The organism is Flavobacterium tructae, from assembly GCF_001853485.1.
Lineage (GTDB): Bacteria > Bacteroidota > Bacteroidia > Flavobacteriales > Flavobacteriaceae > Flavobacterium > Flavobacterium tructae.
In genome coordinates this window covers 24,963-45,159 of the sequence record NZ_MIKE01000001.1, presented here as the reverse complement: position 1 = coordinate 45,159, position 20,197 = coordinate 24,963, and the positions used below count along the sequence as shown (strand labels likewise).

At 34.2% G+C, this 20,197-nt stretch carries 13 protein-coding genes; 5 read left to right on the top strand and 8 right to left on the bottom strand.

What is annotated here, in order from left to right:
- The first annotated feature begins 124 nt into the window (after window positions 1-124).
- Together BHE19_RS00170 and BHE19_RS00165 are read left to right on the top strand one after the other, a co-directional pair.
- Window positions 125-1,558 carry a peptidylprolyl isomerase gene (locus BHE19_RS00170; protein WP_070905491.1) on the top strand — a complete coding sequence of 478 codons (1,434 nt, stop codon included), beginning with the start codon at window positions 125-127 and terminating at the stop codon, window positions 1,556-1,558.
- 78 nt (window positions 1,559-1,636) lie between these two features.
- On the top strand, window positions 1,637-2,590 hold the full coding sequence (locus BHE19_RS00165) for an AAA family ATPase (RefSeq protein WP_017496734.1): 954 nt from the start codon (window positions 1,637-1,639) through the stop codon (window positions 2,588-2,590).
- A 61-nt stretch (window positions 2,591-2,651) separates the two neighbouring features.
- Here BHE19_RS00165 and xrtN read toward each other — a convergent pair whose 3' ends face one another.
- On the bottom strand, window positions 2,652-3,887 hold the full coding sequence (gene xrtN / locus BHE19_RS00160) for an exosortase N (protein WP_070905490.1): 1,236 nt from the start codon (window positions 3,885-3,887) through the stop codon (window positions 2,652-2,654).
- On the bottom strand, window positions 3,887-6,385 hold the full coding sequence (locus BHE19_RS00155) for an XrtN system VIT domain-containing protein (protein ID WP_070905489.1): 2,499 nt from the start codon (window positions 6,383-6,385) through the stop codon (window positions 3,887-3,889). The genes xrtN and BHE19_RS00155 overlap by 1 nt, the downstream gene beginning before the upstream one ends.
- Window positions 6,386-6,828: 443 nt before the next feature.
- Here BHE19_RS00155 and BHE19_RS00150 point away from each other — a divergent pair, with 443 nt between their 5' ends.
- Both BHE19_RS00150 and BHE19_RS00145 read left to right on the top strand, forming a co-directional pair.
- Window positions 6,829-9,600, top strand: coding sequence for a bifunctional aconitate hydratase 2/2-methylisocitrate dehydratase (locus BHE19_RS00150; protein WP_070905488.1), 2,772 nt, complete (start codon window positions 6,829-6,831; stop codon window positions 9,598-9,600).
- Between the two features lie 127 nt (window positions 9,601-9,727).
- Window positions 9,728-11,992: an aconitate hydratase gene (locus BHE19_RS00145; RefSeq protein WP_070905487.1), complete on the top strand. Its 2,265-nt coding sequence runs from the start codon at window positions 9,728-9,730 to the stop codon at window positions 11,990-11,992.
- Between the two features lie 80 nt (window positions 11,993-12,072).
- On the opposite strand, the gene BHE19_RS00140 is transcribed toward BHE19_RS00145, so the two are convergent.
- Together BHE19_RS00140 and BHE19_RS00135 are read right to left on the bottom strand one after the other, a co-directional pair.
- A complete protein-coding gene (locus BHE19_RS00140; RefSeq protein ID WP_070905486.1) occupies window positions 12,073-13,452 on the bottom strand; it encodes a Kelch repeat-containing protein in 1,380 nt (459 codons plus the stop codon).
- Window positions 13,453-13,519: 67 nt separating this feature from the next.
- Entirely contained in the window at window positions 13,520-14,905 is a 1,386-nt protein-coding gene (locus BHE19_RS00135; RefSeq protein ID WP_070905537.1) for a Kelch repeat-containing protein, read from the bottom strand.
- Window positions 14,906-15,159: 254 nt separating this feature from the next.
- Between BHE19_RS00135 and BHE19_RS00130 the strand changes: the two genes are divergently transcribed.
- Window positions 15,160-16,317 carry a C40 family peptidase gene (locus tag BHE19_RS00130; protein ID WP_070905485.1) on the top strand — a complete coding sequence of 386 codons (1,158 nt, stop codon included), beginning with the start codon at window positions 15,160-15,162 and terminating at the stop codon, window positions 16,315-16,317.
- 3 nt (window positions 16,318-16,320) lie between these two features.
- Here BHE19_RS00130 and BHE19_RS00125 read toward each other — a convergent pair whose 3' ends face one another.
- From BHE19_RS00125 to BHE19_RS00110, 4 genes are all read right to left on the bottom strand, one after another.
- On the bottom strand, window positions 16,321-16,710 hold the full coding sequence (locus BHE19_RS00125) for a response regulator (RefSeq protein WP_017496742.1): 390 nt from the start codon (window positions 16,708-16,710) through the stop codon (window positions 16,321-16,323).
- On the bottom strand, window positions 16,700-18,124 hold the full coding sequence (locus BHE19_RS00120; RefSeq protein WP_070905484.1) for a sensor histidine kinase: 1,425 nt from the start codon (window positions 18,122-18,124) through the stop codon (window positions 16,700-16,702). The genes BHE19_RS00125 and BHE19_RS00120 overlap by 11 nt, the downstream gene beginning before the upstream one ends.
- A gap of 493 nt (window positions 18,125-18,617) precedes the next feature.
- Complete coding sequence (locus BHE19_RS00115) at window positions 18,618-19,022, bottom strand: DUF5958 family protein (protein ID WP_070905483.1); 405 nt, start codon at window positions 19,020-19,022, stop codon at window positions 18,618-18,620.
- A gap of 151 nt (window positions 19,023-19,173) precedes the next feature.
- Entirely contained in the window at window positions 19,174-19,572 is a 399-nt protein-coding gene (locus BHE19_RS00110; protein WP_070905482.1) for a hypothetical protein, read from the bottom strand.
- Window positions 19,573-20,197: the final 625 nt, after the last annotated feature.

The following is a 20,197-nucleotide window of genomic DNA, read 5'->3' as shown; positions in this document are numbered from 1 at the left end:
AAAAGGAACTAGATCATAATTGTTTAATATTTCAGGAATTATACGTCTGAGGTATTTTTAAAATGATTTTAGTTTATGACAAATTCTAAAGCAGGATCTTTACATTCAAATTAAATTTTAAATAATGTTATTAAAAAAATTAGCGCTAAAAACAATTGATTTCCGATACGTGTTGACAATGTGTTTTTTATTTTTTTTCAACTCAATTATTTCGGCACAAGAAGTTATTAAGGATACAGTAGTCAGCAAACCTGCCATTACGATGACTGCCGGACAGAAGTTGAAAGTTGATGGTATTATTGCTACAGTTGGAGATTATATTGTTTTAGATTCAGATATTGATAAAGCATTTTTAGAAATTTCAGCACAGGGCGGATCTACAAAAGATATTACAAGATGTCAGATGTTAGGGAAGCTTTTAGAAGATAAACTTTATGCACATCAGGCAATTCAGGATAGTATCGTAGTGAGTGATGCCGAAGTAAGAAGCATGATGGACGAGCGATTGAATTATATGGTACAGCAAGTAGGTGATATTAATAAAGTGGTAGCTTATTATAAAAAGAATTCTGTAGAGGAATTTAAAACCTATTTTGCAGATATCTTAAAAGAACAAAAGTTAGCGTCAGAAATGACAAAGAAAATTGTTGATGCTGTAGAAATAACTCCTGAGGAAGTTCGTAACTTCTTTAAGAAGATTCCTAAAGAGGAATTACCGACTTTTGGAGCTGAGATGGAAGTAGCACAGATTGTTGTAGAGCCAAAGGTTTCCAAAGAAGACGAGCAGAAGGTAATTGACAGATTAAATGCAATAAGAAAAGATGTTCTCGAGGGATCCAGTTTTGCGACAAAAGCAGTATTGTATTCACAAGATCCCGGATCTGCACCAACGGGAGGTTTTTATAAAATGACCCGAAAGACTCCTTTTGTGAAAGAATTTAAAGATGTAGCTTTTAGTTTAGCACAGGGAGAGATTTCCGAACCTTTTAAAACTACTTTCGGATACCATATTATCATGGTTGAAAAAATTAAGGGACAGGAAATTGAATTACGACATATTTTGATTCCGCCAACAGTTTCTGAAAATGCATTGAAAGAAGCAAAAGAAAGAATCACCAATGTTAGAAATAAGATTATAAATAAAGAGATTACTTTCGCAGAAGCTGCAAGAACAGAATCTGATGAAAAAGAGACAAGAGCAAACGGAGGAACACTGGTAAATCCAAATACTCAGGATACCCGTTTTGAACTGACTAAAATGGATCCGACTTTATACGGTCAGGTTTCAAATTTGAAAGACGACGAAATTTCACAACCGCTTTTGAATACAGACGATAAAGGAAAAAAAACATATAAGATAATCACAGTTACCAATAGAATTGAGCAACACGTGGCTGATTATGCTAAGGATTATACCAAAATTAAAGAATTGGCATTGAAAGAAAAGCAGATCACGACAATTTCAAAATGGTTTGATACTAAAATAAAAGATACTTATATCAAAATTCTTGGAGAGTACAGAGATTGTAAATTTGTCTACAACTGGTTAAAAAAATAATTTTTATTAAATAAAGAAAAAGAGTTAGTTTTATGAATTCATAATACTAACTCTTTTTAATTTTAAAAACATATCTAAATGTCTGACGTAACAGCAATTCATAATTTAGTTCAGAAACGAAACGAATTAAAAAACGAAATAGCAAAAATTATTGTTGGCCAGGATGCCGTAGTAGACCAAATTTTACTGTGTATATTTTCAGGTGGTCATGCTCTTTTGATTGGTGTTCCGGGCTTGGCAAAAACTTTAATGATTAATACTTTGTCTCAGGCTTTAGGTTTAGATTTTAAAAGAATTCAGTTTACACCGGATTTAATGCCTTCAGATATTTTAGGAAGTGAGATTTTGGATGAAAACAGACATTTCAAATTCATTAAAGGACCTATTTTTTCCAATATCATTTTGGCTGACGAGATCAACAGAACTCCGCCAAAAACACAAGCTGCTTTACTGGAAGCCATGCAGGAGCGTTCTGTTACCATTGCGGGGCAAAACTATAAGTTAGATTTACCTTACTTTGTACTGGCTACTCAAAACCCAATTGAGCAGGAAGGAACTTATCCGTTACCGGAAGCACAGTTAGACCGTTTTATGTTTGCCATTAAGCTGGAATATCCAACTTTCGAGGAAGAAGTTCAGGTCGTGAAGCGTACGACTTCTGATGCTAAGACAGTCATTAACCCATTATTCAGTGCACAGGAAATTATTGATTTTCAACATTTGATTCGCAGAATTCCCGTAGCCGATAATGTAATCGAATATGCGGTAACTTTAGTGAGTAAAACACGCCCTGATAATGCTTTGTCGAATGATTTTGTTAAGAATTATTTAGATTGGGGAGCAGGACCAAGAGCTTCACAGAATTTAATTTTGGCAGCAAAAGCGCATGCGGCTTTCAATGGGAAATTCTCGCCGGATATTGAAGATGTAAAAGCAGTGGCAACCGGAATTTTAAGACACAGAATTATTAAAAACTACAAAGCAGATGCTGAAGGAATAACGGAAGAAGTTATTATCAAAAAACTGATGTAACAGATTCAATAAAAAAAGCAGAAACCCAAACTAGTAATGATTTCTGGTTTGGGTTTTTTATTTAGTTTGATTTTGAGGTTTCGTTTATTAAAAAAATAGGTTGGCCATAAATCAATTTTATAAGTAAAACTTCAATAAGAGAGCTGTATTTTTTGCCATTAGATTCGTACCACCAATACGATGTATAATTTTGACTGTCTTTCTCCATTTTGTTAAACCATATTTCTTCTTTGTTTGTCAGGACTTTCTTAGATTCAATAATTTTGTATCCGGAGCCTGTCCAGCAAACCATCGGATTATGAGAGGGTGTTTTTATATAAGTCAATTTCTCAGGAGTTTCAATTTTAAAGACCTCCTTGTTTACCCAGGAGCCTTTTTTTGTATGATACTCAGAACTAACTTCCTGATGAAAATTAGTTTCTGCTTCATTTTTGATTTTTATACTGGTTGCTAAAAGGATTGTAAATGATGCAAGTACAGTAAGGATTTTAGGTTTGATTTTGTTTGAATCATTATTTCCAATTTTTGGTTTTATATATTTAATAATGAATAGCATCGGTATAATTTGATAAACGGTAAAACAGATTAAACCAATGGCGTGATGCAAAAAGTTTTCCTGAGTGCAATTGAAAAAAATTAAGGTTACGATTCTAAAATAATTAGAGGTAATATTGAGCGCTATTATAAGTAAACAGAAAGAGAGTATCTGAAAAACGCCGTAATATTGTTTGAGTCTTCTTTCTTCCAGAGTCATTAAAATGGCGCCAAATAACAATCCTGTCTTAAACATAGATAATCCCATGCAGGCAGTGTCGATGGTGATTTTTGCATTATTGATGTAAAAATTGACGCCTTCGATTTTATTTATAGGTATAAAATTCTTTAGTGTCAGATAAACGATATAACAAAGACTTTGTTTTATTTCTGAGGTTAAGTGTGCAAAAAAAGCACTAAAAAGGGTTGAAAATAAAATAAGGCAAATGAAAGCAATAAAGGAAAATTTCCCTGTGAAATAATGGAAAACCAAACACAGAAATAATAGTATAGAAAGAAAATGAACCGATTTTGTGTTTAAACGCCAGCTGATAAATTCTAATAATAGAATACTTAGAACTAAAAAATAATTAATTCTGAAATTTGTTTTTCTCCCACCAACGATAAAAAGACAAAGAGAACCCAGAATTCCAAGGAAATCGTTGTTTAGATTTAAAACCAATATCTTGCTGTTTATTGCAAAAAGCAATAAGATTGCAAAAACAGCAAGTATTGGTTTTTTATGTAGAATTAAATCCTTCATTAATTCGTTAATTTTTGCTTTCTGTAATAGAATAAAATGGCCGATGAAACGATGAATAATAGTGCCCATTCGTGCGGTTCAGGTACAGCTCCGTCATTGTTGATAGAGGCATTTCCTAAGGTATTAACGTTTTTCTCAATCCCATTGTTTTCGTAATCTTCATCAGTCTCCAGTACGATTAAAGAAGAAATTGGAGTTACAATATTGGCATCTTTTGCCAGGTCAACATATTTGTTTTGTTTTAAAGTGTCAGCCTGAATTTCGACCTGATCGTTTAAAACTTTTCCAAAACAGAACATTCTGTATAAATGATTTGAACCGGTATGAGCTGTTTGCTGAATTGCTGAATTTTCATGGATTGAGATTCCGGCAGTTTCTAAATTAATACTGTTTTCATTAGTTTGAAATTTTATGAAATGCTTTTTGCTGATAAGGTCCGTACAAGTATTAAGATTTGTTTGTATAAAATTTACATATTTCTGTTCCTTTGCGGTTTGCCAAAACGGATTTATTTCGTTCGAGATATTGATAACTTTTAAACCTTTGTCTTTTGTTCCTTTTCTTATTTTTTCTAAATATTTTGAAGACTCTAATTCTTCGAAGTTGGAAGAAAATGTACCGCATTTTGTGATAATCAAAGTATTTTCCTGTAAATCAAAAAGTGGCAGAAGTGAATAATTCAATTCATCAAATTGGCTCCAAATATTCTCGTAATTGGAAGCATTGATTTCTTGTTTTGTATTATTTATAAGGACAAAATATTTGTTTTTCGAGAGATTGAGTATCGATTCAAGTTCTTCTATTTTCCAGTTGTTGTTAAGATCAAGAATAATTTCTCTTGGTGTAAAAGAGATTCTTTCTTTAATAAGCGGTTTTACTTCATAACTTTTGTTTTTCCATACAAATGCACTGTTGGAAGTTTTTTTGTTTAAAGGAAATTCAGCTTCCCATTTGTCCAGACCTTTAGATTCATTTATGTGGTAATTATCCGCAAAGTCAAAATCTTTTGAAGTCTTAAACTCAGTATTTCCTTTAACCTGAAATCTCGAAATAGTCGCAGCATTATTGATGTTTGGACCTTTTATGCTCAAACTTTGATAGATCAGTTTATCGTCTGCAACTTTTAAAGGTGTTGTAAAGCCACATTTAAAAGTTCGGGGTAATTCGCTTGTAATTGGAAATACGCGAACTGTAACTCTGTTTCCTTCTTTCCATTGCATCAATGAAGGGTCTCTTGCCTCAATACCCACAACCTGATTGTACGCTTCTTTTGCTTTTTCTTTGGTAGTCAAAACACCTTTTCTTTCTATTCCATTAACCCACAATGACAAAGAAGTTGCAACAGAGCCTTCAGGCAACTGGAAGGAATAAATAGCTTCTTTCTGACCTCTGCTTTCTTCTTCGCAGACCACATCCATTGTAATCTCGGTATAAGCGAGTCTGTCATTTGGATAAATTTTTACATCTTCCTTAATGTTTTTGGTAATAAGATCTCGTCCGCTCCATAATTGCTCTTCGGATTCAAGTCTTTTATCAAAATTAGATTTCAGAATATTGACTTTATCATCATCACTTAAATTGATGTTTTCTGCAAAATGATAAGCGATATTTAAAAAAGGATTGTGAGTCTTTCTTTCGTGATACTGAACATTGCTATTGAATCTGCCAAAACCATCTAGTTCAAAGAAGTCTTCCGATGCAATGTATACAATGTTTTTCTTTAGCAGAATTTCATTCAAAAAATTAGGTTTAAGATTCTGAGAAACTTTAATGTAAGTGGGTAAATCGTTATTTTCTTCAAATGTTTTGGTAATGCCATATTGGTTTATTTTTTGACTTTCAATATTCAACAAAAAAGTAAACGTAATAAGGCTGGTTAAAATGATTCCGATGCCTGAGAAGAATGCATAGGTGTTGTTTTTTTGTTCAAAAAGAGCTTTAGACAGGATGTAAGTGTGGATTGTAAGTACAATTCCGGGCACTAATCCATAAAAACCTAATCCTAAGGCAAGAATTCCTATAATAGAAAACATGCTTATTGGTATCAGGAATACAGCATAATATACGATTAAGAGATAAGAACAGCCGTTGATGAAATAAGAGATAAAGTTAATGGTGCGATTTGTTATTTCGCGATTGTAAATTACAAAGTTTGAAAAGCAAAACAGAAACGTTGTGCAATACACCCAAAGGGGTAAATTTTCGAAAACATTTACATAAACATTGGTAGAGAAACATCCGATAAACCAATTGAGAAATAAGAAAGGAAGTAAATGAAGGTAGTCCTTTTTGTTTCTTAATAGGTTGTAAGTAAGGATCGCACCGTACGGGAGCAGAATAATGATGTTGAGTACAGAAAGCATTTCAAAGCTTTCGTAATCTGATTTACTTCCCAATAAAGAAAGTGCCAGCATCGTTGTGCTGAATAGCGTAATAATAAGGCTGATTTTTACTCCAATTTGATCGTTTAAAAAAGAGTTTATTTTGGTTGTATTCATGTAAAGTATTTTTTAATTAAAAGAACTTTGAATTGCAAAGTTATAATAATAATTGAAAAATAAACTTTTTGTTTCGTTTTTTTGACTTAAAGATTTCTTTAAATATTCTTAATGATTTTTTGATTTTGAAAGAGGCTGATTGGAGAAGATAAATCGGTTACTATAACGTTATAATCGCTTATTTAGAAAGGTTCTTCGTTAAAGTTGGGGTAAAATCTCACTTCATTTATACTGTTAAATTTCGACTTTGCTAAAGAAAGGATTTTAAAATGGCAATAATTCATTTTTTTAATATAAAATTGAAATTTTGGCAAAAATAAGTAATGAAAATTGTTTTTTAGCAATAATAATGTTTGAAAAGGCGAGTTCTGTTATATTTTTTTTAATTCTCGGCTTTAATAGCTAAATTTGCAAACAAAAAATAAAAAGACTTCTATAATATTATGAATACTTATCAAGATTACATTAAAGAAATCGAGGAAAGAAAAGGCCAAGGTCTTCATCCAAAGCCAATCGATGGTGCAGAATTAGCAAGCGAAATCATTTCACAGATTAAGGATGTTAACAATCCGTATAGAGAAGATTCTCTTAAATTTTTTATTTATAATACTTTGCCGGGTACTACAAGTGCTGCAGGTGAAAAAGCTGAGTTTTTAAAAGAGATTATTCTTGGAGAAGCTGTAGTAAGTGAAATTACTCCTGCTTTTGCGTTTGAATTATTATCTCACATGAAAGGTGGTCCTTCTATCAAGGTGCTGCTTGATTTAGCTTTGGGTAATGATGTTGCCATTGCAAAAGATGCAGCAAAAGTTCTTAAAACACAGGTTTTCCTTTACGAAGCAGATACAGATCGTTTAGTAGAGGCATTCAAAAATAATAATGAGGTTGCGAAAGAAATTCTGGAAAGCTATGCACAAGCAGAATTCTTCACAAAACTTCCGGAAGTAGCAGACGAAATTAAAGTAGTTACTTTTATCGCCGGTGAAGGAGATATCTCAACAGATTTACTTTCTCCGGGTAATCAGGCGCATTCGCGTTCAGATCGTGAACTTCACGGACAGTGTATGATTACACCACAAGCACAGCAGGAAATTAGAGCTTTACAGGCACAACATCCTGATAAAAGCATAATGTTAATTGCTGAAAAAGGAACAATGGGAGTTGGTTCTTCAAGAATGTCAGGTGTGAATAACGTAGCACTTTGGACAGGAAAACAATCAAGTCCGTATATTCCATTCGTAAATATTGCTCCAATTGTTGGAGGTACAAATGGTATCTCTCCAATTTTCTTAACTACAGTTGATGTTACCGGTGGTATTGGTCTTGACCTTAAAAACTGGGTTAAAAAGGTGGATGCAGCAGGTAATGTTGTGCGTAATGAAAATGACGAACCAATTTTAGAGCAGACTTATTCTGTAGCTACAGGAACTGTTTTAACAATTAATATTAAAGAGAGAAAACTTTACAATGGAGATCAGGAACTGATTGATATTTCTAAAGCATTTACTCCTCAAAAAATGGAATTTATCAAAGCTGGTGGTTCATATGCTATCGTATTTGGTAAAAAACTTCAAACATTCGCAGCAAAAACTTTAGGGGTTACAGCTCCGGTTGTATTTGCTCCTTCAAAAGAAATTTCTCATGACGGACAAGGTCTTACAGCAGTAGAAAAAATCTTTAACAGAAATGCTGTAGGTTCGACACCTGGAAAAGTGTTACACGCTGGTTCTGATGTTCGTGTTGAAGTAAATATCGTAGGTTCTCAGGATACGACTGGTCTTATGACAGCTCAGGAGTTAGAATCTATGGCGGCAACTGTAATTTCACCAATCGTTGATGGTGCTTATCAGTCAGGATGTCACACTGCTTCAGTTTGGGATAAAAAAGCGCAGGCAAATATTCCTAAGTTGATGAAATTTATGAATGATTTCGGTTTAATCACAGCTCGTGACCCGAAAGGTGTTTACCATTCAATGACAGACGTAATCCACAAAGTATTAAACGATATCACTATTGATGAGTGGGCTATTATTATTGGTGGTGACTCTCATACGAGAATGTCAAAAGGGGTTGCTTTTGGTGCGGATTCAGGAACAGTTGCTCTTGCATTAGCGACAGGAGAGGCTTCTATGCCAATCCCGGAATCTGTAAAAGTAACTTTCAAAGGAGATATGAAAGGATATATGGATTTCCGTGATGTGGTTCATGCTACACAAGCTCAGATGTTGCATCAGTTTGGTGGAGAGAACGTATTCCAGGGTAGAATTATTGAGGTTCATATCGGTACGTTAAATGCAGATCAGGCGTTTACATTTACAGACTGGACTGCAGAGATGAAAGCAAAAGCTTCTATCTGTATTTCTGAGGATGATACTTTGATCGAATCATTGGAGATTGCTAAAGGCAGAATCCAGATTATGATCGACAAAGGAATGGATAATGACAAACATGTTCTTCAGGGATTGATCAATAAAGCGAATAAGAGAATTGAAGAAGTGAGAACTTCTGAGAAACCAGCTTTAACACCAGATTCAAATGCTAAATATTATGCTGAAGTTATAGTTGATTTAGATCAGATTGCTGAACCAATGATTGCCGATCCGGACGTAAACAATGCTGATGTTTCTAAACGATACACTCACGATACGATCAGACCGTTATCTTTTTATGGAGGAGAGAAAAAAGTTGATCTTGGATTTGTCGGATCTTGTATGGTTCACAAAGGCGATATGAAAATCCTTGCTCAAATGTTGAAAAACGTAGAAGCACAAAAAGGAAAAGTTGAATTTAAAGCGCCTTTGGTTGTTGCTCCGCCTACCTACAATATCGTAGACGAATTGAAAGCAGAAGGTGACTGGGAAGTTTTACAAAAATACTCTGGTTTTGAGTTTAACGATAGCGCTCCAAAAGGTGCAGCACGTACAGAATACGAAAACATGTTGTACTTAGAGCGTCCGGGATGTAACCTTTGTATGGGGAATCAGGAAAAAGCAGCAAAAGGAGATACCGTAATGGCAACTTCTACACGTCTTTTCCAGGGAAGAGTTGTAGAGGATACTGAAGGTAAAAAAGGAGAGTCTTTACTTTCTTCTACACCGGTTGTGGTATTGTCTACAATCTTGGGTAGAACTCCAACACTAGAGGAGTATACCACTGCAGTTGAAGGAATCAATTTAACTAAGTTTGCGCCTTCAAACAAACAGTTAGTGATGTAATCTACGATTAGTTATAATCATTATATATAGAGAGCCCGAGTGATAAACTCGGGCTTTTTCTTTAATAACTCCTCTATTTTTTGTAACTTGGGATGTTCAAAAAAAAAACACAAAAACAATTATACTTATGGCTTTTGATATTGAAATGATTAAAAAAGTGTATGAGAACATGCCCGGTCGTGTTGATAAAGCACGAGAGCTTGTTGGTCGCCCACTTACGTTAACAGAGAAAATTTTATACAACCACCTTTGGGACGGAGCACCGTCTCAGGTGTTTAAAAGAGGAGTAGATTATGTTGATTTTGCCCCGGATCGTGTAGCCTGTCAGGATGCAACAGCACAGATGGCATTGTTGCAGTTTATGCATGCCGGAAAATCTAAAGTAGCGGTACCTACAACAGTACATTGCGATCACCTGATTCAGGCAAAAGTAGATGCTGCAACCGATTTGGCAAGAGCAAAAACACAAAGTAACGAGGTTTTTGACTTCCTTTCATCGGTTTCTAATAAATACGGAATTGGCTTCTGGAAACCGGGAGCAGGAATTATTCATCAGGTTGTACTTGAAAATTACGCTTTTCCTGGCGGAATGATGATCGGTACCGATTCTCACACCGTAAATGCAGGTGGTTTAGGAATGGTTGCGATTGGTGTTGGTGGAGCTGATGCTGTAGACGTGATGTCAGGTATGGCTTGGGAGTTGAAGTTTCCAAAGTTAATAGGAGTAAAACTAACCGGTAAGTTGTCAGGTTGGACAGCTCCTAAGGATGTTATTCTTAAAGTAGCCGGTATACTTACGGTAAAAGGTGGTACAGGAGCTATTGTCGAGTATTTTGGCGAAGGAGCAACTTCTATGTCTTGTACCGGAAAAGGGACTATTTGTAACATGGGTGCCGAAATTGGAGCTACCACTTCAACTTTTGGATATGATGCTTCTATGGGGCGTTACCTGCGCTCTACAAACAGAGCCGATGTTGCCGATGCTGCCGATAAAGTGGCCTCTTATCTAACAGGAGATCCGGAAGTATATGCTAACCCGGAACAATATTTTGATCAGGTGATCGAAATTAATCTGTCTGAGCTGGAACCACATTTAAATGGTCCGTTTACGCCAGATTTAGCGACCCCAATTTCTAAAATGAAAGAGGAAGCCATCAAAAACAATTGGCCTTTACAAATTCAGGTTGGGTTAATTGGTTCTTGTACCAATTCCTCTTACGAAGATATTTCGAGAGCAGCTTCTTTAGCAAGACAGGTTGCGGATAAAAACTTAAAAACAAAATCTCAATTTACAATTACGCCGGGTTCCGAAGTAGTTCGTTATACCATCGAGCGTGATGGTTTTATTGATACTTTTCATAAAATTGGAGCGACTGTTTTTGCTAATGCCTGCGGACCTTGTATTGGTATGTGGGACAGAGATGGAGCAGAGAAAGAAGAAAGAAACACTATCGTTCATTCTTTCAATCGTAACTTCTCCAAACGTGCAGATGGTAACCCAAATACTTTAGCCTTCGTAGGTTCTCCGGAATTAGTAACGGCTATGGCTATTGCAGGAGATTTAAGTTTTAATCCGTTAACAGATACTTTAATCAATGAAGATGGAGAAGAAGTAATGTTAGAGGAACCTACAGGAGACGAATTGCCTCCAAAAGGATTTGATGTTAAAGATCCGGGATTCCAGTCCCCTGCTGAAGACGGTTCAGGAGTTCAGGTAGTGGTAAGCCCAACATCTGAGCGTTTGCAATTATTAGCGCCTTTTGATGCCTGGGACGGTAAAAATATTACGGGTGCTAAATTGTTGATCAAAGCATTCGGAAAATGTACCACCGACCACATTTCTATGGCAGGACCATGGCTGCGTTTCCGTGGACATCTGGATAATATTTCGAACAATATGCTGATTGGTGCTGTAAATGCCTTCAATCAAAAAACAAATTCGGTTAAAAACCAATTAACAGGGCAATACGATGCTGTTCCTGCTGTAGCACGTGCCTACAAAGCTGCCGGAGTTCCATCTATTGTTGTGGGAGATCATAACTACGGAGAAGGTTCTTCGCGTGAGCATGCCGCTATGGAACCTCGCTTTTTAGGAGTTAAAGCGGTGTTGGTAAAATCTTTTGCTCGTATCCACGAAACCAACCTTAAAAAACAAGGTCTTTTAGGATTGACTTTTGCTAATGAAGCCGATTATGATAAAATCAAGGAGGATGATACTATTAATTTTACTGATTTAACCCAGTTTGCTCCCGGAAAACCATTAACATTAGAGTTTGTTCATGCTGATGGCACCAAAGACATTATTCTGGCGAACCATACGTACAACCAAGGTCAGATTGGCTGGTTTGCTGCAGGTTCAGCTCTAAATTTAATTGCTGCCGGAAAAGCCTGATCATTAAGATTCATTCCTATAAAAAAAGCTCTGTGAAAACGGAGCTTTTTTTTATAATTGAAATAAGCAAGCTTTTGTGCTTACTCAATAGGTTTAGCAGCACTCACTTCTTGCGATAAGATCTTCGTTTTATTCGGTTTTGTGGTTTCAAACTCATTGATGTCGACGCTGTATACTTTAGGCGATGGTACTTGTGAATAACTATTGTCGATACGTCCTCCAATAATGTATAATTTATTGTCGTAGTAATACATTGCAGCACGTTTTGACTCCAGCTCAATTTCAAATTCCTTTAACTGTTTTGTTTTTAATTCATAAGTGTATATTTTTCGATCCTCAAAAAAGTAAATTATATTGTTGTTGTAGGCAATAGCAGGCCTTTCTAAAGGAGTGAATAATTCGCCGGGAAATCCCCATTTTTCTGTTGTCAAATCAAAAGTTTCGATTTGCGACAAAGGTTTTCCATTGTTTCCGCCAATGAAATAAATTTTGTTGTCAATCAATATTCCGGCAGTTTCTTTAGCGGTTAGCATACTGGGAAGTTCGTACCAGTACCCTGATGTAATATTGTACAAATGCATTTTATCAGTAAAATCTTTTTTATCGTTTTCATCCCTCTTTACCGATCCTCCGGCTACAATGATATTGTCGTTATAACTAAAGGAAGCAAAATCAGCAGCCTGATGCGGATTTGTTTTATCTGTTTTAATACTTTTTTTGTCAAGATCTACAACTTCAATCTTATCTTGCAAGTATTCCCAACTGCTGATCTTGTTAACTAATATTTTTTTTCCGCCCAAAACATAAATCAGATTGTTGTAGAAATGAATGTTATGATAAGCTCTGGGCAGCAGTTTTATATCCTGAACTTCCCAGGTGTCATTCTTTATGTCATAAATGGAAAGGTGTTTTTTATAATGGCGTTTTCCTGTATTTTGAGCTTCATCCAGAAAATCCTGAAAGTTTGGGTCGGCTTTTTTGGCCCGTACTTTTGCCAGCTGATCTATTTCGGAATAAGCATCTCCGCCGCTAACATAAATTTTGTCGTCTTTTAAAAATGATCCAAACGAAAAAATAGGATATTTTAAAGGTGCTAAGCTGTTGAATGAAATCTTAGTTTTTAATTTTGAATTGGTGGCGATCGTTACTCCGGATAAATTTTCGACGTTTTCTTCGAGTACAGCGGTAAAGTTTTGCTTTGTTAAATAGCTCAGCGATATTCTTATTGTTTTGTACCCCAAATGGGAGAACTCTATCGTCTCTTCATTTTTAAATTCAGGAAGAAGTTTTAAAGAAAATTTACCGTTTTCATCCGTTATGGTCCTTGTCTTACTTGATAGTGCCAATATATTGGTGTCTTCAAGCGGAAGGCTGCTTTTTTGAGAAACGACTACGCCTTTTATATTTTGGGCGATGACTAATAAGGGGCAAAAAATAAAAAGTAAAAGTAATTTTTTCACGCTGTTCAGATTAAGATTGTTTTTTGGTTGGTATAAAGTAAATTAGTTTCGAGTACTGAAAAGTTATTTAATTGGCTTTGGCCAGATTCATTTCTCTCTTTAAAGTTTTGGTTCGGGTAGGTTTAGTATTTTTGAAATCTTTAATGTCAATTGTAAAAATATTGGAGGAAGGAGCTTTCTCGTATTTACTTTCAGTGCGTCCTCCTAAAATATACAGTTTATTATCGGCAAAATACATAGTAGAATACTTTAAGGCTAACTCTGTTTCGTATTCTTTAAGTTGTTTTGTTTTTAGATCGTAAGCATACATTATGCGGTCTTCATAAATGTAAATTATGTTGTCGTGATAGGCTATGGCTGGTTTTTCCAGTCCAAAAAATAAATCGCCTTCTGTTTGCCATGCCTGGGTATTTAAGTCAAAGGTTTCTATTTTTGATACGGGTTTTCCGTCATCTCCACCAATAAGATAAATAGTATTGTCTATTACAATTCCTGATGTTTCTTTTGCTGTTGGCATAGGATCAAGTTCATACCAATATCCTGAAGTAATGTTGTACAAATGTACCTTGTTGGTGAAATCTTTTTTACCGTTTTCGGTCATTTTTACAGAACCTCCCATTACAATAATATTATCCTTGTAGGTAAAGGATGCAAAATCAGCTGCTTGGTGCGGATTCGTATAGTCAACTTTAATCGTTCGATTGTTTAAGTCCAGAACTTCGTTTTCATTTTGAAGGTATTCCCAATTGCTTTTTTGATTGACCTTAACGGATTTGCCTCCTAAAACATAAATCGAATTGTCGTAATAATGAATGTTATGATGGGCTCTTTTCTTTAATTTTGATTCTAATTCAGGGTATTCCCAGGTATTGGTTTTGATGTCATAAATAGAAAAATCCCTTCTAAAATAAGAGAGAACAGAGTTTTGTTGGGACGCTTCCAGATAAGTTGTTAAAGTAAAATCGGCTCTTTTAGATCGTATTAATTCCAGTCGGTCCATCTCATAAGAAGCATCGCCGCCAATCATGTAAATTTTATCGTCCTTCAAAAAAGATCCAAAAGAATAAACACTATGTTTCATTGAAGTTAATTTGCTGTAAGGAAGTTTTAAATTCAATTTGGGATTGGCTTTAATAGTTACACCCGATAAATTTTGAACTTCATCTTCGAGAAAAATTTTAAAGTTTTGCTTTCTCAGGTAACTTAGAGAGAATTGTGCGGTAACATAACCTATATGTGAGAATTCTACTATTTCGTCATCTTTAAATTTTGAAAGAAGTTTTAAAGAGAATTTACCCTCTTCATCTGTTATGGTTCCCACTTTGCTTGATAGGGCAAATACATTAGTATTTTCAAGCGGAAGTTTGGTTTCCTGAGAAACTATAGAGCCATTTATATTCTGAGCTGTTGAAAATAAAGGAAATATAAAGAAAAGTAAAAGTAGTTTTTTCACGCGATTATCTGCTAAAATTGGTTTTTTTAGGATCAGAAAAATCTCTTTTATAAAGAGTATTCTTTCAAACGGTTGAATCAATTTTTATGCCGAGTTTGTTAATTTCAATAAAATAAATTGTTAAAAAAGATGCTTTTTTTACTTTAAAAAGTTAAATTCGCTTTTCGGGTAAAACAATTACTTTTTTTGAGCCTATAATTCAGAAAAGTAATGGCATTCAGAGCGTATAATAATAGATGTAAATGTAACAGATAATGGTTTTCAGGTTAATAGCAATTTTGTTTTTTTTCAGTGTTGGTGCTTTCTCACAAGAAAAGTTTATTAAGCATAAAATCTCACAAGGAGAAAATCTTACTGTAATTGCTAAAAAGTACGGAGTAAAACCAAAAGATATTGCAACAGCAAATCCTAATGCACCCAAAGTTCTAAAGTTAAATTCGGTTCTGTTAATTCCAAATCGCAATAAAACAGTTGCTAAAACAGCAGCCAAAAAGCCTGAAGAAATTATAGCTAATGCTACTCCGGAAACTACTCCAGGCTCCCATGAAGTTGCTGCCAAAGAAACGCTTTGGGGAATTTCCAAAAAATACAATGTTTCAGTTGATGACTTAAAGAAAGCCAATCCGCTTCTGGAAAGTGAAGGTTTAAAAATCGGACAGCAAATTAATATTCCGTCTAATACAGCTACAACAGCTACAACAGCTGTAGCAGTTGTACCTGTAATCGAAAATGTTCAGGAACCTGCAATGGTTGAGGTAACCAGAGAAGTTTTGTCAAAAGAAACGAAATATGCGATAGCAAAGGAGTTTGGGATAACCGTTAAAGAATTGGAAAAACAAAATCCTGCAATTAAAAAGAGGTTAAAAGTGGGGTATCTGCTTAAGATTAATGTTTCTCCGGAAAAAGCAGCAGCCTTACAAGAAGTAAAACCTATCGAAACCACGACATCGACACCATCTATACAAATTGCTGAGGAAACTGTTGTGAAAAAAGATTCCACATTTGTTAGAGGGATAAACAATAATTCGGAACTTATTGAGCAATTGATTGTAAACGCAACGGAAAATATCGGGACGCGTTACCGGTCCGGTGGAACCACAAAAGCTGGTTTTGACTGCTCAGGATTAATGATTTGTACCTTTAATAATTTTGACATAAAACTGCCTAGAAGTTCGATCGAACAATCCAGAATTGGAGTTAGAGTTGACACTGATGCCGCACAAAAAGGAGATTTAATTTTCTTTAAAACTAACGGAAGACGCCGTATCAATCATGTTGGAATGGTTGTCGAAGTGACCGAAGGAGAGATTAAGTTTGTGCATTCTTCTACACACGGTGGGGTAATGATTTCGTCCACAAAAGAACCTTATTACCAAAGAAGTTTTTCTCAGGTAAACCGTGTTCTTCAATAGTTTTTAATAGTTAAGCAGTATTGTTTTAAATTCATCTATTGGAAACGGCTTGTTTAAAAAAGCACTTACATACTTATTTGCTGTAATTGCAGCAATTTCGTCAGGATCTAAAGTCGATGAAAGTATGTAAATTTGAATTCCTTTTTTTATTCCTTTTTTTAATTTATGAAATTCCTCTAAGAATTCAAAACCATTCATTATTGGCATTTGAATATCCAGTAAAATGATAAGCGGGTGGTCATTGTTTTTAGTAACAAGCCACTGAATTCCTTCTCTGCCATTATTCGCAATGATGATCTGATCGATATCAAGGACTTTTGTCAGTAGTTGTTTGATGACAAGCTGATCAATCAAATTGTCTTCGATAACCAGGAATATGGGCTTAATTTCCATGATAATTTGGAATTGCTACAATAAATTTACTTCCGATAGTGTTTTCAGAGAAAACAGAAATACTTCCTTTGATGTTTTCTACAGCTTCCTTTACAATGTAAAGACCCAATCCCGAACCTTTGTTTTTGTTCGTACCAAAATACATTTCAAAAATATTGTTTTTAAATTCATCTTTAATTCCAATACCGTTATCTGTTATTTCAATTTTGTTGTAACCCTCTTCCGTATAAGTTTTAATCGAAATAAACATTTCCTCCTTATTAATGTCGGCATATTTTATAGCATTCGAGAGCAAATTCGAGATAATGATTCTCAAACGCAAGTCATCGCTTTGAATGGTATCGATTAATAGTTCTTTTGTAAATTTTATTTTATTGGCATTTTCAATATGCATCAACTGTGAAATAGATTCGTCTAATAATTCTTTTAAACTGACAGGTTCTATAATAACTTGTTTTCGTTTGTTTTTGGAATAATCTATAATATCAACGATGAACTGATCTTGTCTGACAAGGCTTTTGTGCATGAGTGTTAAATAGTCTCTGACTTGTTCAATATCATCTTCTAGTTGAGTAATTTCGATCAATCCTTTTAGAGATGTTATAGGTGACCTTAAATCGTGTGATGCGCTATAAACAAATCGGTCCAGTTCATGATTTACATGGATTAGATTTTCATTTTTTTCTTCAATTTCTTTTTTGGAGATAACTAAACGTTTTACCATAATTGAATAATAGGTGCATACGCTTATTACGATGATCAGAATAAAAATAATATTGGTGATGATGAGAAGGCTTTTGATTTTTCGTGTTCCTTCTCCCAGAGTATTCAGGAAGTTGCGTTCGTTAATAGTGAGTTTATCGCTGATAGTACTAATTTCATTAAGAAATTTTTGCTGACTGTTCGGAGTCAGCAGATTTTGTTTGATCTGGGCATCGACTTGCTGACCCAACCTGGATAATTTAGCGATTAATTCATCACCCTGACCCCATTCGTGAATCGCTTTTGCCAAAAAAGATACATCTTTAAAGTTTACAAACAGCCAGACAATGTCATCCAGGTCATCTTTATGATTTCGTCCTGTTAGAAACCCTCTTCGGGCAATTTCGTTGTCTCCATATTTCAAAAGCGATCTCCTGGCAATACCATCACCCTGAGGGACTTTTAATTCCTGAGAAAAGAGCTTCCATTGGTTTGTGTCTTTAGTGAAAAGGTACATAATGAGATATCGTGCAGCATCCTTTTGTCCTTTTGAATAATGTGATTCACCATGAACATAAGCCCTGTTTGCGGAGAGTATTTTTATGGTAAAAAAGTTGATACAGATAAGTAAAGCGCAGGAAATAAATACAATTATCAATAGAATGAAAACATTCGGGAAGCGTATATTTTTAAAAAACGGACTCTTAGACATAGTTTTCAGATTTGGAGGTTAATACTGCTTTTTCTGTTAAGAGCGCTTATTGTTGAAGGAGTCCTTTAAAAAAAATCAGGTTACTGAGAGTGTTGTCTTTTGACGGTTTTAAAATAAACAATTGTTAATAAAAGATTGATTTTTCAAAATTGTTTTATGCATGCATAAATTTAGTAAAAAAAGAACAGAATTTTAGAATTAGTGTTTTTTTTCTTACGAGATAATTATTTTTTGTTCCAATTTTGTTGTAAATAAATAAAATGTATTCTGTGAAGGCTCTTGTTTTAAATTAGTAAGACTAAGAAAAGGAAAACAATTTTAAAATTTAATACATAAGAACAAACTGAAAAGAGTTAAACAGAAAAGTTTTTGTTTAACAATTCTTTGATAAATTAAAAAGAAGTTCTTCTTGTGAGGTATAAAAAAACTACAACTTTTGGCTGAGTTGTAGTTTCTAGGTATTTACAGATAGAATGGTATGTATATTTTATTCTTATTCATGCCAAAAGTGCCCACAGCCATTTTTACACTCTGTATTTCTTCGTTCAGTGTCTGTTACTTTAAAAATCCAAAGTAGTGAGCTTAGAACTTTTGTGTTCTCGTTTTCAGGAAGCTCCGCTAGTTTGTAAAAAGCAATTCGGGTTGGGTAACTTTTTAAAAGTACAATAGGGGTATAGGTTGATTTTAATGGAATGGTTTGAAGCGCATGCTGATAAGTTTCGGTATCATAATGGGTTTTTTCGGGAATAGAGTTGAAGATATAATTTTTTAAAGTGGTAAAAAGTCTTTCGAAATTATATTCAGCATCTTCTAATAAAAGCTGTACCCCAATATTAAAGTCTATTTTATCTTGGGCAATCTTGTTGATTATTATCTCTTCTTTAGACATTTGCTCCATATAGATATTTTGATTCCATTTTTATAGTTTGTTGTTCTGCAATATTGAACTTTAATTAGTACTAAAATATAGAATTACTCTTGTAATTGTTTAGAAGTTGTTGCTTTTATTTTCCCTTTTTGATTTAGGCAATTTCAAGAAATGAGTCGATTTACCTTCTTCTTGGAGCACTTCGCGTATGTGGAGCAACATAAGTTCCATTTTTTCTTGTGTAACCTTTTACATGAACGGACCCTCCCGATGAAGTTCTTATTGGGGATTTAGTGTAACTACTGCCCGAGTAATTGTTATTGTCTGAATTACTAGAGAAACTTGAATTGCTATATGCAGGATTTATAGCCCATCCTTTAAATTTTTCCCACTTTATTTTTCTTGCTTTTTTATCACTTCTATTAATGTATGCGCCAGATCCTTTTGGAATTATAGTAACAGATTCTTTCCCATTTTCTGAAGTGAAAATCGGAGTATCTTCATCGATGTTGACAAAATAATAATTGCTAGCACAAGAATTAAAGATAAATAATAATAAGATTAGTGAGACTTTTTTCATGGTTATTTGATTAAAGTAGATTATTAAGTTAAGTAATTTCTTTTCTAAGGTTAAAAGAATATACTCATTAGAAATACGAATAAGAAAATAACTCCGATTGTGACAACAATAAACATACATCCGAAGTTTAATGTTTGAAGAAAGCTGCCTTCATCATTTTTAACATTTATTGCGCTATTTGATTTTATAGGATAAGCACATTGCGGACATTTGTTAGCTTGATCCGATACTTTTGTATTACATTCAGGACAGTTAATAAGTGGCATAATTTGATTTGCTTTAGATGTTTTATGAATAGTAATCGCTTTTATTTAAAATGGGCTTGGTTCAATAGAACTTCTTATATATTGTCACTATTAGAATCTTATATTGGTTATACAATCTCTGGATAATTGGTAATAATTAAAAAAGAGCTTAAGGTTATAAATAGAAAGAAAGTCTTAATTTTCATTTGTATCAGGTTAGATTAATATTCTTTTAGTATGTCAAATGTAAAAAGGTAAAAAAGTATTATTTTATGGAAATCCGTAAACGCAATTATTATTTAAAAAGGTCTGATAAAACAATGTTGGTGTAAAGTAGAGAAGTGGTCTCCTTTAGCAAAGAGAAACAGAATAAAAGATAG